Origin of the sequence: Bacillus sp. SRB_8 (assembly GCF_003264205.1) — a bacterium.
Classification (GTDB): domain Bacteria; phylum Bacillota; class Bacilli; order Bacillales; family Bacillaceae_G; genus Bacillus_A; species Bacillus_A mycoides.
In genome coordinates this window covers 197,600-212,666 of the sequence record NZ_NADT01000026.1, presented here as the reverse complement: position 1 = coordinate 212,666, position 15,067 = coordinate 197,600, and the positions used below count along the sequence as shown (strand labels likewise).

Annotated in this window: 15 protein-coding genes; 2 read left to right on the top strand and 13 right to left on the bottom strand. The window is 33.8% G+C overall.

All coding sequences use genetic code 11. The features are described from left to right. Positions 1 to 10: 10 nt before the first annotated feature. From B5P40_RS22850 to B5P40_RS22815, 7 genes are all read right to left on the bottom strand, one after another. The gene (locus tag B5P40_RS22850; protein WP_113710074.1) at positions 11 to 1,303 is read right to left on the bottom strand and encodes a prolyl oligopeptidase family serine peptidase; all 1,293 of its coding nucleotides are present in this window, start codon (positions 1,301 to 1,303) and stop codon (positions 11 to 13) included. A gap of 42 nt (positions 1,304 to 1,345) precedes the next feature. Further along, positions 1,346 to 1,648 (bottom strand): PTS sugar transporter subunit IIB, encoded by a 303-nt coding sequence (locus tag B5P40_RS22845; RefSeq protein ID WP_078175740.1) that lies wholly within the window; start codon positions 1,646 to 1,648, stop codon positions 1,346 to 1,348. Between the two features lie 423 nt (positions 1,649 to 2,071). Further along, positions 2,072 to 2,893: a MerR family transcriptional regulator gene (locus B5P40_RS22835; protein WP_113709942.1), complete on the bottom strand. Its 822-nt coding sequence runs from the start codon at positions 2,891 to 2,893 to the stop codon at positions 2,072 to 2,074. Between the two features lie 174 nt (positions 2,894 to 3,067). Continuing rightward, the gene (locus B5P40_RS22830; protein ID WP_078175743.1) at positions 3,068 to 5,272 is read right to left on the bottom strand and encodes a helix-turn-helix domain-containing protein; all 2,205 of its coding nucleotides are present in this window, start codon (positions 5,270 to 5,272) and stop codon (positions 3,068 to 3,070) included. A gap of 129 nt (positions 5,273 to 5,401) precedes the next feature. Continuing rightward, on the bottom strand, positions 5,402 to 6,760 hold the full coding sequence (locus tag B5P40_RS22825; protein ID WP_044438168.1) for an MFS transporter: 1,359 nt from the start codon (positions 6,758 to 6,760) through the stop codon (positions 5,402 to 5,404). 278 nt (positions 6,761 to 7,038) lie between these two features. After that, positions 7,039 to 7,689, bottom strand: coding sequence for an alpha/beta hydrolase (locus tag B5P40_RS22820; RefSeq protein ID WP_113709941.1), 651 nt, complete (start codon positions 7,687 to 7,689; stop codon positions 7,039 to 7,041). Positions 7,690 to 7,710: 21 nt separating this feature from the next. Beyond that, complete coding sequence (locus B5P40_RS22815) at positions 7,711 to 8,178, bottom strand: NUDIX hydrolase (RefSeq protein ID WP_078175745.1); 468 nt, start codon at positions 8,176 to 8,178, stop codon at positions 7,711 to 7,713. A gap of 206 nt (positions 8,179 to 8,384) precedes the next feature. Between B5P40_RS22815 and B5P40_RS22810 the strand changes: the two genes are divergently transcribed. After that, positions 8,385 to 9,176, top strand: a complete 792-nt coding sequence (locus B5P40_RS22810; RefSeq protein WP_078175746.1) for a DUF4240 domain-containing protein — start codon at positions 8,385 to 8,387, stop codon at positions 9,174 to 9,176. 59 nt (positions 9,177 to 9,235) lie between these two features. Here the strand turns inward: B5P40_RS22810 and B5P40_RS22805 are convergent, their stop codons facing one another. Together B5P40_RS22805 and B5P40_RS22800 are read right to left on the bottom strand one after the other, a co-directional pair. Next, positions 9,236 to 10,273 carry an SDR family oxidoreductase gene (locus tag B5P40_RS22805; RefSeq protein WP_113709940.1) on the bottom strand — a complete coding sequence of 346 codons (1,038 nt, stop codon included), beginning with the start codon at positions 10,271 to 10,273 and terminating at the stop codon, positions 9,236 to 9,238. 548 nt (positions 10,274 to 10,821) lie between these two features. Further along, the gene (locus B5P40_RS22800; RefSeq protein ID WP_113709939.1) at positions 10,822 to 11,121 is read right to left on the bottom strand and encodes a hypothetical protein; all 300 of its coding nucleotides are present in this window, start codon (positions 11,119 to 11,121) and stop codon (positions 10,822 to 10,824) included. A 173-nt stretch (positions 11,122 to 11,294) separates the two neighbouring features. Between B5P40_RS22800 and B5P40_RS22795 the strand changes: the two genes are divergently transcribed. After that, positions 11,295 to 12,050: a CPBP family intramembrane glutamic endopeptidase gene (locus B5P40_RS22795; RefSeq protein ID WP_113709938.1), complete on the top strand. Its 756-nt coding sequence runs from the start codon at positions 11,295 to 11,297 to the stop codon at positions 12,048 to 12,050. Between the two features lie 180 nt (positions 12,051 to 12,230). Here B5P40_RS22795 and B5P40_RS22790 read toward each other — a convergent pair whose 3' ends face one another. From B5P40_RS22790 to B5P40_RS22775, 4 genes are read right to left on the bottom strand one after another with little or no spacing between them, the layout of a single operon-like run. Beyond that, positions 12,231 to 13,187, bottom strand: a complete 957-nt coding sequence (locus B5P40_RS22790) for a serine hydrolase domain-containing protein (protein ID WP_113709937.1) — start codon at positions 13,185 to 13,187, stop codon at positions 12,231 to 12,233. Positions 13,188 to 13,210: 23 nt separating this feature from the next. Beyond that, positions 13,211 to 14,101, bottom strand: coding sequence for an AraC family transcriptional regulator (locus B5P40_RS22785; RefSeq protein ID WP_113709936.1), 891 nt, complete (start codon positions 14,099 to 14,101; stop codon positions 13,211 to 13,213). 48 nt (positions 14,102 to 14,149) lie between these two features. Beyond that, positions 14,150 to 14,620, bottom strand: a complete 471-nt coding sequence (locus B5P40_RS22780; RefSeq protein WP_113709935.1) for a GNAT family N-acetyltransferase — start codon at positions 14,618 to 14,620, stop codon at positions 14,150 to 14,152. 17 nt (positions 14,621 to 14,637) lie between these two features. After that, entirely contained in the window at positions 14,638 to 15,039 is a 402-nt protein-coding gene (locus B5P40_RS22775; RefSeq protein ID WP_113709934.1) for a DUF3980 domain-containing protein, read from the bottom strand. Positions 15,040 to 15,067 lie beyond the last annotated feature (28 nt).

Genomic DNA, 15,067 nt, shown 5'->3' with positions numbered 1-15,067 from the left:
TATTTAAAAATTATTTTGACTGATTAAACATCCAATTTATCATCTCTTTATCCTGCAAAGCTGGTACCCAAGAGAAGTGTCCCATAGGTTGAACGATTCCAGTTGGATATTCTGTATACTTGATCAAAGAACCACCTAGTTCTTTAATCGCTCGTACAGCATCTCTGCTATATCTCACATCAACCAGCGGATCATCTTCTGCATGGAAGACCCAAATTGGCATATCTTTAATATCCTTGAATACTGAAGTATCTTGCATCGGTCCATATTCACCAACAAGCTTATTTCCCGGCAAATCTCCTATTCCACAAATCGGAACAGCAGCTGCGAAAAGACCTGGGTTTTTCTTAATAACATTCCAAGTTCCAATTCCACCATTGGACATACCAACAACATATATGCGATTTTTATCAATATCATATTTATCGATGGTTTCTTTTAGTAAATTCATCATAGTAGTATAGTTAGGTTCCTCGGTCCAATATGCTGTAAGGTTTTCAGTTGCTTCAACCTGAGGAGCTAACACGTATGCAGGATTTTTCTTTTGCTGTTCTGGATTAGCCCACGCTACAGCGCCCTGATTCCCTACGACTTGCATATAGTTGTCATTTCCTCGTTCACCTGATCCATGTAAAAATAAGACTAATGGATATTTTTTGTTAGGATCTTTTTTAGGCTCAAAAAGTCTATATTGTATTTTGCTTCCAGATGCATCTTGATATACTCCTTTTTTAAAATCATCTACAACAGGAGTAACTACATTTGAAATTTTATTTTTCTGTTCAGATGCTTTAAAAGTTGCACCTTCTTTTGTTTTAATTTCTTTCGTAAGAGTTAACTTATAATCTAAATTATCTCTTGTGCTTAAAAATTTTTCTTCATCAAATGTTGAAGTAGATGCATGTTTATCGTTTTCATCTAATTCGATCACAACGTATTGTCCGTCTTTTGAAGCCTCTGATACCTCAGCTTTATTATTTGTATACACTTTATTTATTTTTCTATTTTGAGGTTTTCCATTCACTTCCACCTCAACTTTGAAACTATCTTTTGTTAATTTTGAACTATCTATTGTATCTCCAAAGTCACAAACGACGGTAGCTCCTACTTCCCCATACGGAAGAACATTCGTTATAAGTGTTATATCTGAGTCTTTTAAAGCCTTATCTTTGCTTTCTGATGAACATCCTGAAAGTACCAAACCACCTGCCAAGCTCCCTATTACCATACATAAAATTGGAAATTTCTTTATCTTTTTCAGACGATGACCTCCCTCAAAATATGTACTTTTTATAACTGACATAAATCGTATAAAGCTCGTTAATCGTTCCAAATGCAGAAACTTTTAATCACCTAAAATGGTTTTCACTCGTTCAATTACTTTTTTCCCATCTAACATGCCGTAAGCTGCCATATCAATTACTTCAATATGCTTTTCTGGCAATTGTTTTTTCACATTATTTAATGCATATCGAACTTGTGGTCCTAATAAAATGATGTCTGCTGTTGGTCCAACATTTTTTGCTTCAGTTAGTGCATAAGCATTAATTTCACAGTTATAACCTGCTGATTCTGCATACCCTCTCATTTTGTTCATTAACATACTTGTAGACATACCTGCATTACATAAAAGTACGATATTTCTCATATTAAAAACCTCCAATATTTATTTTAAGTGCTTTGCATACTCTCTATCTATGCAAGCGCTTTCTTTATAGGTTCAATATAAACTATGGTCTAAGACTAGGGTCAATAGCTTAATTTAATTAATTCATTTATTTTGTATAATTTGTATAAAGTGAAGCTTTAATCAACCGGATTTTGTTCATTCCCCACTGATTATTAGCCCATACCAATCGGGCGTTTACGGACAGCCCGACTCCCACCTAACTTCTTTGCTCCACCTGAATTTTGAGGTGGGAGTTTTACTGCCCACAAATAGCTGGATAAACTTAACTGGACACCGCGTGAAAATTCTTTTGTTCCAAAAAAAAGGTGCATGTAATTGTAGACTGTGTCTAACAATTACATGCACCTTTTTCATTTCCTTCTCTACTTCACATTTACGAGGTCACCTTGCATTATTTGATTTCATAATAGGAATCATAATAATATAATGTTCAACTGTTTTGTCTTGACTCTTTGTTTCACAAACGTATCGACATAAAACATCTCCGTTAAGAGCGTATCCCTGTTCCTGCATAATATCGAATGGTTCATCTAATATCAACGATGATAACGGTTCATCCACGTCTTTTTCATATAAATAATTCAAGCACTCTCCCATATGTATTTGAATAACCGAATCATCCATAGGTAATTGACATTCTTTCACCTTTGATTCAGAGATAGCCATTACCCAATAACTGTTATCTATATTTTTCAATCTATATTCTTCAAGCGGAATACATAATGCTGGAGAAACTGTTGGCAAGAAATTCAACCACTTTTTTAATAAGGGATTTGCATATAATGTTCCTTCATTTAAATGAACATGTTTGAGAAAATAATAAGTCTCAGCTTGTTTTATAACCCATCGCTTATCTTCTTGTTTATATTCTTGTAATAAGTTCATAAATTCATTTATTTGCTTTGTTTCTAACTCTAACTGTTTTATCGCTTCATTTTTTTCAGCTATTTTATCATTACATTTTTTCATTATGTCATCATATTCTAAACCGTTAAAAACCGATCCAATTTCCTTAACATGAAAACCCATTTGTCTAAAACTTCTAATTGCTAAAAATACTCCAAAATCCTCATATGTATAAAATCTAAAACCATTATCTTTGTCCTTTTGTGGTTTTAGGAACCCTTTCTTTTCATAAAACCTTAAAGCATCTATTGAAACTCCAAATTCCTTTCCTACTTCTCCTATTTTATATTTCTTCATGTATATCACCTTCAACTCTATAATTCCTTTAAATACCTATATAGTGTAACAAGTTTTGAAAAACAATTATATAAAAATAAAGTGCAACTTTAATCAGTGGGATAAAAGAGATTTCGGATAAAAGTGAAACCTCCTTTTATCAAAATAGAACATCACTGGAAATATAAACTTCTATTATCCTACTACTTCCCCATGCATATCATAAAGCTTTAATGCCATCATTAAATTAAATCTCACTTCCGCATGATTTAAATCAACTGAAATGAGTGATTCAATTTTTTCTAACCTGTACAAGAGAGAACTTCTATGAATAAAAAGTTCTTCTGCAGCACTTTTTACATTTCCATTGTTTTGTAAGAACACATGTAATGTATTATATAAATCAATATTCTTCCCTTCTGAATATTCAATCAGTGGACCAATTTGTTTCTTTACAAAAAGATCTACAGCGGTTGGATGGTTTAAATGATGTAAAATGGCATACGATCCTAGATCTTCAAATAGCGCAAACCCCTGTTTGCGAAAGCGACTATCTAAAATATTTAAAGTCTGTATAGCTTGCTGATAACTAATATAATAGTCTTCCAATTGTTTTGTAACACCGCCAATCCCTAATAAAACACGACAGCCTATAGGTGATGAACCAATCCATTTTTTTATGCTATAAAACATCGATTCCCAAAATGTATCAGCGATTTTTTTCTGATTTTCAATAGGAACAATTAAAAGTTGTTCATCATTATGGGATACTGCTAAAATGCCTGTCCCGAGTTCTGGAAGACGCGTCTTAATCAAGTCCCATATAAGTGACTTTTTCGCTTGTTGTTCGAGTAGGTTTCCTTTCTTTAATTCTTTCTCATCGAGTGAAATTGATAATACCGCTACTCGATGTTTTTTGAAAAGATTCCATTGATATAAATTAGCATATTGCAAAATATTATCTCGATCCTCAATTTTTTCAGTTAATAATTTACTAATAAAACTGTCTTTCATCTGTTCTTTCGTATCTAGAACTAGCTTTTGTTTAATAAACTGGATGGAGCATATATTTCGGGCTAAATCAACCGTTAATTGATCAAATTCATCCATCCCTCCACTAGATCTTCGTACTGCTAAATAACCTAAAAAATTACCGCCCCCATTAATAATCCAAAACGAAAAACAATAATCACTATTATTCGGATCATTAATTTGGAAAGTATCAGTAAATCTTTGCTCTTTACGTTCTTCTCTCGTTAGTTCAGCTAAATGTTCTGCTAAGCGACTATCCTTTTCATCATTAAATGCTATAGGTTGCATAAATCTATCAAAAATAAATACTGTATCTTGAAACAGACTACCAAGCATTGTTGTAATACCTTCAAAATTATTATCATCGACCGTTTCTTTTAATAACGCTTGCTGATAATCCAATAGAAAATGAAGACGTTGCTTATGTTCTTTCTCGCCATTATATAATCTTGCATTATCTAGTATAGTGGCCAAATGATTTGCAATCATTTCAAGTGATTTTGAATCTGCCTCCGTAAAAACCCCTTCACATTTCTTTTCAACGTGTAATACTCCAATCGGTTTCATATCAATAATGATTGGAGCAGTAAACTGTTCACCACCAATCGTTTCAAAAAATGGAAAGTGTTCTTTTAATACATATTTATCCTCAACCATAATTTTGTATGGCCTTCTCATTTCTCCATATGATGGTGGTTGTAGGACAAAACAATTTTCCGTCTCGTTATACAAGTAAACACATGCAAAATGCGAATTTGTTTCCATTCCCGCTTTAGAAGTTACTTCATATACATGCTTTTCTAACGGCACATCTAGTGACAGATTTTTGCTAATCCATCCAAAGCCTTCAATCTTTTTCAACTGCGACTCTTTTTGCCTTGCGACAGCTATTGCCACTGCTATATCTTTTCCGAACTCTGCAAATGATATTTCCATATCTAAAAGCGGGACATGATTTAAAAAGGCGACAATACAAAACCCAAAATGCTGGATATCATCTTTTAACGGGACGGTAAACCAAGTCTCCGCACCAGCACTTTTCAATGTTTCAGATAGAAGACACACTTCTGGTTCATCTGCCGTTTGATCCGTTATGCTTTGATATTGTAGTTTGGAAGAACATTCATCAGCATGAAGAGGAAACGCTGAAGCTAAAGAAGTTAAATTTCCACTCCATGCTTTTGGCAAAAACTGTCCTCCTTCATTAATAATTACAGCAACGAAATCACAATGTAATTCTGCGCAAAAAGAATGAGTTAAATACTGAAGCGCCTCTTCTTCCGTATCGATTTTAATAAGCTGCCTTGATGTATTTCGTAAATGATATTCTATTCTTTTCATTAATCTCTCTCTTTTATTACTAGACACGCCCCATCCCCCATTTCACCTTTTTATCTATTGTATAAGAAACGTCACATAAAATAAAAGTAAATATTCTAATTATTCACTAAACATTTTTAAATCCCGAAGAAATGTGTCCCCGGGATTGATCATTCACTATTTTGCTGTAGTTACATTATTATTTCCACTAGCAATCTCTTTTTTCTCTTTATAATAAATCCCATGTTCTTCCTTAACAAATAACAATGCTATACCACCGATTACAGCAGCAGTCGCAATTGCCGCAAAATTATATTGAGGCAATAAATGCATGGAAAGAAGAATACCTACCAACGTCGGAGCTACCACACCTCCAAGACGCCCAAAGGCCATTGTACTTCCTACTGCTGTTGAGCGCATATTACTAGGATAATATTGAGAAACGAATGCATTTGACATATTTTGAAGTCCGACAGAAGAAGCCCCAATCACTGAAATTAACAAAAACCCCAAAAACATATTATTTACAAATCCGATGAGTGATAACGCAATTGCTCCACAGAAAAATAATGGGACAAGTACCTTTTTAAATCCGATTTTATCTACTATTGGACCGAATATGAGTGTTCCAACAATAGCTCCAATTTGCATGACAGCCGTAAATGTGAGACTTGATTTAAGATCGTACCCTGACTGCATCATAAGCCTTGGTAACCATGTACTCATAGAGTAAATGAGTACGAAAGCACTGAAACATGAAATCCAAAACATAATTGTACTTACGGCGCGCTTTTCCTCAAATAACTTAACAACCGGAGAACCAGCTTCTTTAGTTGATGGTTTTGTAAATTCAATTGCCACATCTTTACTTAATTGTGGATTTACCTTAGCTATTACTTTTTTAGCTTCTTCTATTTTTCCTTTCATTAAAAGAAAACCAACAGACTCAGGAATACTTTTCATTAAAAACGGGATAAACAATAACGGAATTCCTGCTAACCAAAAAACGGGCTCCCATCCTGCTGTCGTAAGAAGGGAACGACTTGTAAGTGCTGCTGCCATTGCTCCAACTGAATATCCGCAAAAAATAAAAGATACGATAGCAGTTCGAACTCGTTTCGGCGAGAATTCTGTTGCTATAGCAATTACATTCGGCATAACTCCGCCAAGCCCTATACCTGCGATAATACGGAAAACCGCAAACATTACAGGACCGTTCGCAAAACCAGCTAGACATGTAAATAGACTAAATAAGATTGTAGTTACTAGTATGATATTTTTACGACCTATTTTATCAGCTAATAAACCAAAGAAAGCAGCACCAATTGCCGTTCCTATAGCTGTATAACTACCAATTGCCCCTGCTGTAACATCCGATATTCCCCACTCTTTAATGAGCGAAGGTACTGTTGCTCCATAAATAACAGCATCATATCCATCAAATGCAATTACGATAAACAACCAAAATATTAACCAAATATGCATGGAATGAATACGACTCTCGTCTATCACATTCATCGGGTTAATCGATTTCATCTTAATAGCCTCCTTATATGGGAATTTTCCCTTTCTTGTATTTCAAAATCAGTAAACGCTTTCAATTACCTCCTCTTAAGTTCCTAAAACTTTTCTGAATTTTCCGTATTTAAATTGTAATAACTACTATTAAAAATTGTTATCCGCTTTTTATAGGAAAAAGAAAAGTAATATTCCTATTTAATGCCGGCTTCGCTTCATAGGAATTAAAATTTGAACATAAAAAAAGAGGTGCAATAAGCACCTCTTTTGCATGTATTTTGATAATTATTATTCATTCAAACTTTAATTGTTTCTATTGTTTCTTCAAGTTTTTCTATTATTTTTGCTATAACTGTAATTGAATTCCCTGTTTCAAATTCCCCAACATTTAAAGAATGGTTTGCATTTTTAACAATCTCAATCTTTAAATTGGATTGCTCTAATCGCTCCATTTGACTTGCATTGTATTGATGATCTTTGTCTCCGATTACTAAAAGCCCGTCGTGATGACTATGTAAGATAGAATCAAAAATCGAATCAACAGTTAGTAATGGTGTAAGCAATATCATTTTTGAATGTGCAAATTCTTCTCTCTTCAATAAATCATTCGCAATCGGGATTGTTCCGAGTGATTTTCCTAAAAACATCGAATCGTTGTATTCTCCACTTTTTAGCACTTCATTAATAATAGGATTAATATCATCCATCATTACTTTCGTTACTTCTTCCATTGGTTTTTCCATTAACTGTCCATCATAGGAATAATGAATATGAACTACATCTATTTTATTTTCAAGCATAAGCATCGTTGCATAATAAAATAACGGCTTGTCATAATTGTAGCCTGAACCTGAGAACATAAAACAAATTGTATTAGAACCTTTTTCGATATGTGTGTAACGAATGACTTTATCATCTATATGTATCTCTTTTTTAGTCCCCTTCACCGTTTTCCCCTCCAAGCACGCTTACTTTTGTAAAACGATATGTTCTGTATGAACTGATACATCCTTTACTTTATCTTTTATAAACGCTGGCTGTAAGTTATATGCATGTAACTCTTCTACCGGCACCCACTTAAATAAATATTTTCTACCTTCTTCTTCAAGAATATATTGATCCGCCCCATTTGCAGGTAATTCATGCAATTCTACTTCATAATAAAAACTAATCTCATGAAACTTTCGCTCAGAAAGTGTAAAGAAGTTTTCTACTGACCATATTAATCTCTTCACTTCAATAGGTACGCCTAGTTCTTCTGCAAGCTCTCGTTTTAACGCATCTTCACTATTTTCTAGCATTTTCACTCTTCCGCCTGGTACGTACCAAAAATCTTCACCGTCACCTTGCAGAATGAGTATTTTATTATCATGTTTACAAATTGCTCCGACTCGGTAATTAAAACATGTTTCCTCTACTTTAAACGTAAGATCCATCCTGAATGCCCCCTATATATTATTTAAATATCAAATCATTACAAAACTATTATGTATGTGCTGTACAAATAAGATTACTAAATTTTTCTATTTCATTCAATGGTTTTCGAACTTTCCGAAAACTACACTTACCTTTTTGTCATTACAGGTATTTATACATATGTTACAATCACAATGCATACTAGAAAAGCAATATGGGGGTACGAATGGAAACGTTATTAATCCAGCAAACTGAGAAATCAAATAAGTTTTGGAAAATCGTTGTGAAAGATAGAGACTACGTTGTGTTTTACGGAAAAATCGGCACAGCTGGTAGTGTGAAAGCGAAAGAGTTTGAAACAGAAGAAGAATGCATAAAAGAAGCTAACAAACTAATCGCTAACAAACGAAAAAAAGGATATACCGACCCTATTCTAGGGGAAGATTATATAAAAGAAAAAACGATAACAGAAGAAGAATTTTGGGAACTACTCGCTCGTGCAAAATCGAAAGGCGAAGACCAAGAAGAACAAATAGAATGGCTCACTTCTCACCTTGCTAAACGTACAGTACATGAAATTGTAGCTTTTGACACACATATGCACCATATTTTAAAAGCTTCCTATACGTCTCACTTATGGGCGGCTGCTTATATAATTATGGGCGGTTGTTCGGATGATAGTTTTGATTACTTCCGCGGGTGGTTATTATATCAAGGAAAAGAAACATACGAAGCGTGTATTGAAGATTCAGAACTTTTAATTCCTGTATTAGAAAATTTGAGCGAGTATGATGTTCCAGAAATAGAAGAACTTACGCTATATTTCGGACAAGAAGTATATATGGAGAAGACTGGGGATGAAGATGATACATACTTTACACTATACCATGTCTTATCAAATGAAGAATTTGAGGAAGTTGATATCGAGTTAGACTGGGATGAAGATGACGAAGAAGGTTTGAAAAAGATGTTTCCTAAGCTATGGGAAATGTACGGGGAAGAACCGATTGAGTGGTAGACTAATATTAGGACTCTGTTTAACCAATAGACAGAGTCCTTTTTTCATAAGATTCCTATTTAAGCTCTCTTTATTTCATACCACTTATCTAACAGCACCTTTTCTCTTTCAATTGAAATACCTGCCTTTAATTCCCTACCTTTCGTTTCTTTCATCCACTCATACACGTCTGTAACTGTATCTTCTAAACTCCTAAAAGTAAGACCCTCTTTAACTGCGCTCTCTATATTAATAGAGAATCCACCTTTCCACGGATCTGTTTCACCTTCTAATGAAAAAGTTTCTGGAAGCCATAATGGCATTTCTGTCCATGGCCCTACTTTATGTTCATTCATAAACGATTCATCAACCCAAACGAATTCAGCGTCGCTATTCGTAACCTTTTTATTCATATTTAATAGCTCTTCCATCGTCAGCTCATCTTTCGGACCCGTTACATTAAATGTACCTACTTTATTGTTTTCTGCCATGTTTAGTCCAAAGCTTGCGACATCTTTTATATCAACGAACTGTACTGGGCGGTCTTTCCTTCCTGGCACTAACACTTTCCCACCCTTCGATACACGCTGAATCCAGTATGGAAGTCGATCTGTATAATCAAACATTCCTGAAAGAAGTCCTGCTCTTACGTGTAAAACACGCCCCGGCCAATACTTCTCTGCTTCTTTTTCACATAGTACTTTAAGCGCACCGTAATACTCATAAGGGGATACTTCACCATTCTCCACAGCCTTTATTTGATCACTTGATGGTTCGGGTTGTAATATATAATCTTCTTTTATGTGATACGGAATCCAATCTTTATATACGGAAAGGCTTGAGATGAATGTATAATGCTTTATATTATCTTTAAGTACTTCTCCTACATTCCTAATGTGATGAGGAGAAAATCCACACGTATCCATGACCAAATCCCATTTTCGATTTTCTAAACTTGAAACATCATCATTTCTGTCACCGATTAACTGCTTCACTTCAGGAAAAATTTCTTTATTTGTTCCACGATTAAATAATGTAACTTCATGCCCTCTTTTTAAAACCTCTTCTACAAAAGCTCTTCCTAAAAATCGTGTACCACCTAGAATTAGAATCTTCATGGTTCTCCCCCATTCGTGATAAAAAATCTATTCATTTGTTTAACGATTTTTTGTTGTGAAAAGTTACGGGGGATTTGTTGTTTTACTTCAATTAAATATTTAACTATTTTCGGGCCGTGACCTCATTATATAAGAAAAAAAACAACAGAAAAGTAGAAAATTCTTTTAATTAACGTTTTTACGTATTTTTTACATTTACTCTAACAAAATGACATAAATTCTAAGTTACGCTATTTTTAAAATTGACTGCTGATTTTCATACACTAAGATTTTTCCTAATCCTGCTTTATTTCTCTCTGTACATTCAGATGAGCAACTTACTGATCATTAATATCCCAATAATATACCCTGTTTTAAAAAAGCCTTCTGTAGTTATACGGAATGTTTACTTTTCAACATTTTCATAGATTTAGACCTGATTAATATTAAATCTTAGTTGCTCATGTCCACTCATTAATCTATAACATGAGGTCATCTAATCTAAATCATTCATATTCATACAAACAATGCTCCTATCAAATTGACAGGAGCATTGTTTTTTTCAACCCCTATTTACTTTTATACATTTGAATTGAAATTATCGAAATTAAACTGAGAAACCCCATAAATAAACAAATCGCACCTAGAATTGTATAAGAATTTCCGTATCCTTGTAATAAAGCTAAATACGTACTTGTATCCATATGACCGCCCTGCTCTGCAACAGATTCACTTGTTGCCTTACTCCCCATTTCTGGTGCATTTATTAGTACATACACACCGATAATAGCTACTAATGCTGAAATGATTTCTACAACATTAGACTTTGTCATCATACCCTCACCTTTCAAACAACGCCTTTTATCCATCTAGTGAAGTCTCTTTCTATCTCTTACTATACTAGCAAAAAAAAGAGATATAATTTAATCCCCTTCTCTATTACTAGAATCAACAATATGAAAATATTCATTCTGTCTATTTCCATTTCATATATAATTAAAATATCCAATATTTGATTAACAAATTATACGTACTTAGGTAGGTGATAAATATTAATAAAAACATAGTTTATCATTCAACATTTTACATTTATTCTCTCACATCGTTCTTTTATATCTTTTTGCTAAACATAGAAAATGGTCGTAGTTATTTGGGTTTCACGATGGTTGTTCCGTTGTTAGCCGTTATTTTATATCAAAAAGCATATAAGAAACAAGAAATTTTCCATACATTTGGCATTTCACGTCCAACATTAAAATCACTAATTTTCTCCATTTTATTCCCACTACTTCTAGGTCTATGTCTCCATTTCTATTTTTATATTTATAATATAAAGTTCTTATTTAATCACTGCAATGAATTGGGATTTCTCCTACTCATTGGTCTTACAATTGCAGCTTTGTCTGCATTTTTTGAGGAAATTATTTGGCGCGGGAATCTTCATTACTATTTACGAAAAAAATATTCATTAATACAAACCGCAATAATTACAGCTTCACTTTGGTCTTTATGGCATTTACCAGTAGCACTCTTTTATAAAAACTATGAGTTATGGTTTGTAGGAATATTAAGTTATCTATCGTTATTATTTATATTATCTATAATTTTGACGTACACGAGAGAGTACGGTCGTTCTGTAATACCACCCGCAATTTTACATGGTATGTTTAATGTATTTTTTTTAACAGATGGATTGCAAAACAAGTGGGATGCCAGCCTAATGGAGTTAATTAAATTTATCTTTTTAGCAATTGCGCTCTGCATTATGTATCTTATACATCGAAAAGTTAAAAAATAGTTAACAATTAAAAAAAGTGTTTCAGTTTAATGTACCTTAATTAGCTCATTAAGTACTTCAACACCTTTCAATTATTCAATAATCGTATAGGTGTTGAAGTTTTCTAATTTTAATTGAACGACTCCGTTCTCACAGCACTTATTTCAATTATGTAGAACATAGCAAGTTTAACTATTTCTCTTATTGTAACTTTTGTAAAACTTTTAAATAAGGAAATATACACTCTTTGATTAATCTCCATCTATCCTGCGCTTCCGGTATAATCTCCGAAGCAATCACCACAAGCAATTCCTTCTCCGGAATACAACAAATCATATTCCCACCATCACCCATGGCACAGTATGAAAAGACCCCATCTTCTTCTCGTAACCACCATAAGTAACCGTATTGATTTGAATTCATCGCTATTGATTCTTGTACCCACGATTTTGAAAGAATTTCCTTTCCATTATGAATACCTTCATTCAAATACATCTGTCCAAACTTAGCCATATCTTTAACTGTTAACGTTAGTCCCCAGCCGCCTGTCGAAATACCATTTGGATCATGAACCCATCCCTTTACATCTTTTCCGAATAAGTCATCGAATCCAAATGCTTTCATATTGTAGTTTGGAATTTCTCTTATACCGATAGGCTTGAATAGATATTCGTTCGCAAACTCACGAGCACTTTTCCCTGTTACACTCGTAATAATTGCTGATAGTACATGTGCGCCTGCCGATGAATATTTAAAAGGTCCAATTTCTCCACCTTTTCCTGCCCTATTTAACGTATACTTCACCCAGTCCATTTGTGTACATAGTTCTTCTAACGGTTCCTGCCAGTCTATATAAGGATATGGAGCTGTCATTGTAAGTAGATGCCGAACTGTTACTTCAGATGCCTTAAGATTATATTCAGGAAAAAACTCTATTACTTTTTGATTAACACTTTTGATATATCCTTTATCTATACATATCCCAATTAACGCAGAGATTATCGTTTTTGTGACCGATGCTACATGAAATGTATCATCTGGACCGTAACCATTATAATAATTTTCAAAAGTAACATTACCTTTTTGTACAACTAATACACCATTTATATTTTTATAGTTTTCTTTTATAGTCCAATCTAACTGTTCAGCAGTTTTCATCGTTCTTCCCCCTTAATCTATGATTAAAAAGGTTCGATAGGTACATATATATCGACTATATGTTTATTTTCCGGGTGCTGCCTTGGATCATTTCTATATACTTCGAAAGGATACGAATCTCTCGGTTTATATCCACTATTCGGTAGCCACTCGCCGTATAAAAAATCCCATGCCCCTTTATATTCATCTGGCAATATTTCAAAGTGGCCTACTGCATATTTACCTGATGGTATTGTCATCAATCCAATATCACTATTTCCTTCTACTACTTCATCTAGAATCGTTATACATAGACTTGTTCTTAAATGATAGTCTTCTGTGAACTCATGATGATCATGGTAAATTGTTAATACCTTCGTATCCTCGAATGCATGATAGTTTTGCTCCGATGCGTAATGAAATAGTTTTTCTATCATTTCCGGAAAATCTATAGCTAAATCTTTATATGTACCTACATGTCTTATGTATGCGACGTTTACTTTGTCCGCTGTTACAATTTCAACATTTCCTCGAACCTTCTTATACTCATTGTATTGAGAAGTTCCGCTTACGTCTTTGCAATTCTTGCTATTGTTATTTCTATAGTGAGACGGACTTACTCCGTAATAACTTTTAAATGTCCGGGAGAAAACTGCTGAATCTGTGAACCCGAAGTAATACCCAATGTCTGTAATCGTCATATCTGTACGATAAGTAAGAAGGTGTGTTGCCCTCTCTAATTTCAAACGATTCACATACCGAGATAACGGCTCATCCATCATCCCTTTAAAAATTCTATGAAAATGAAATTTTGAGAAGCCTGCCACATTAGCTAAATCTTCAATTGAAAGTGAATCATTTATATGTGATTCTATATAGTCTTGCACTTTATAAACACGTCGTAAATACTCGTTTCTACTTTGAGAACTCTCCATATTTATCCCTCCTCACAACAAAAAGGCTAACGTTAAGCTAGCCTCCTTTTACACATTTTTTAAAAATAACACTCTACTACCGCCGTTCCCATCATAATTTGTATGTACCGATACCCCCTCTACCTCATCATCCCCAGCCTCAATTCGAAAGCCAGTTTCTTGATGGAACTGTATCGACTTTTTATTAATTGGTGACGTAATTGCTTTTACAACTTTACGGTTATTTGCACGAGCAGCATCAAAGAAATAAGAATACAATGTCGATGCGATTCCTCTTCTTCTAAACTTCGGATTTACACCTATAAAATGAACATATGCTTCATCTTTATATGTTTGTGAAAAGAATCCACATAAGAAACCTAACGTTTCGCCATCTTCTTCAATGATAAAACTCGTTTCTTGAAAGTGAACGAAAAACAACTTCGGCAACATACTAGCCATATCTCTTCCGCCCCACCAATCATTTAATACAGAATGAATCTTTACATAATCTTCCCCTTGAATGTTTCTTACTCGCATGTATTTCTCCCTCTCACTCACTTCATTTTTTCATATATTTTAATAACCGTTTCGACTAACAGAATGAATACCCAAATACCTGAAAATACAAGAACAGACTGGAATATCGATCCAATTACCATAACACCAACTGCACCTGTTATTGAAAATGATATTCCACCAAGCCCTGGATCCTGTATAAGTGCTCCAGCAGAAAAAGCAGTTATAATAGATACTATTAAATAAATAACACTCATTATTTTTAATATTTTTATAGAAAGATACGAAGTTTGTTCTTCTTCCACTTGTGATAATTCGATTTCCCCACTCGCAATTCCTTTTTTAAGACAATCCTCACACAAAAATTCTTCATTTATTTTTTTACCACCATGTATTGTACCTGTTATTTCTTTACATCGTGAACACTTTCGATTTATCATGTTGATATCACTCCACTCATATAAGATT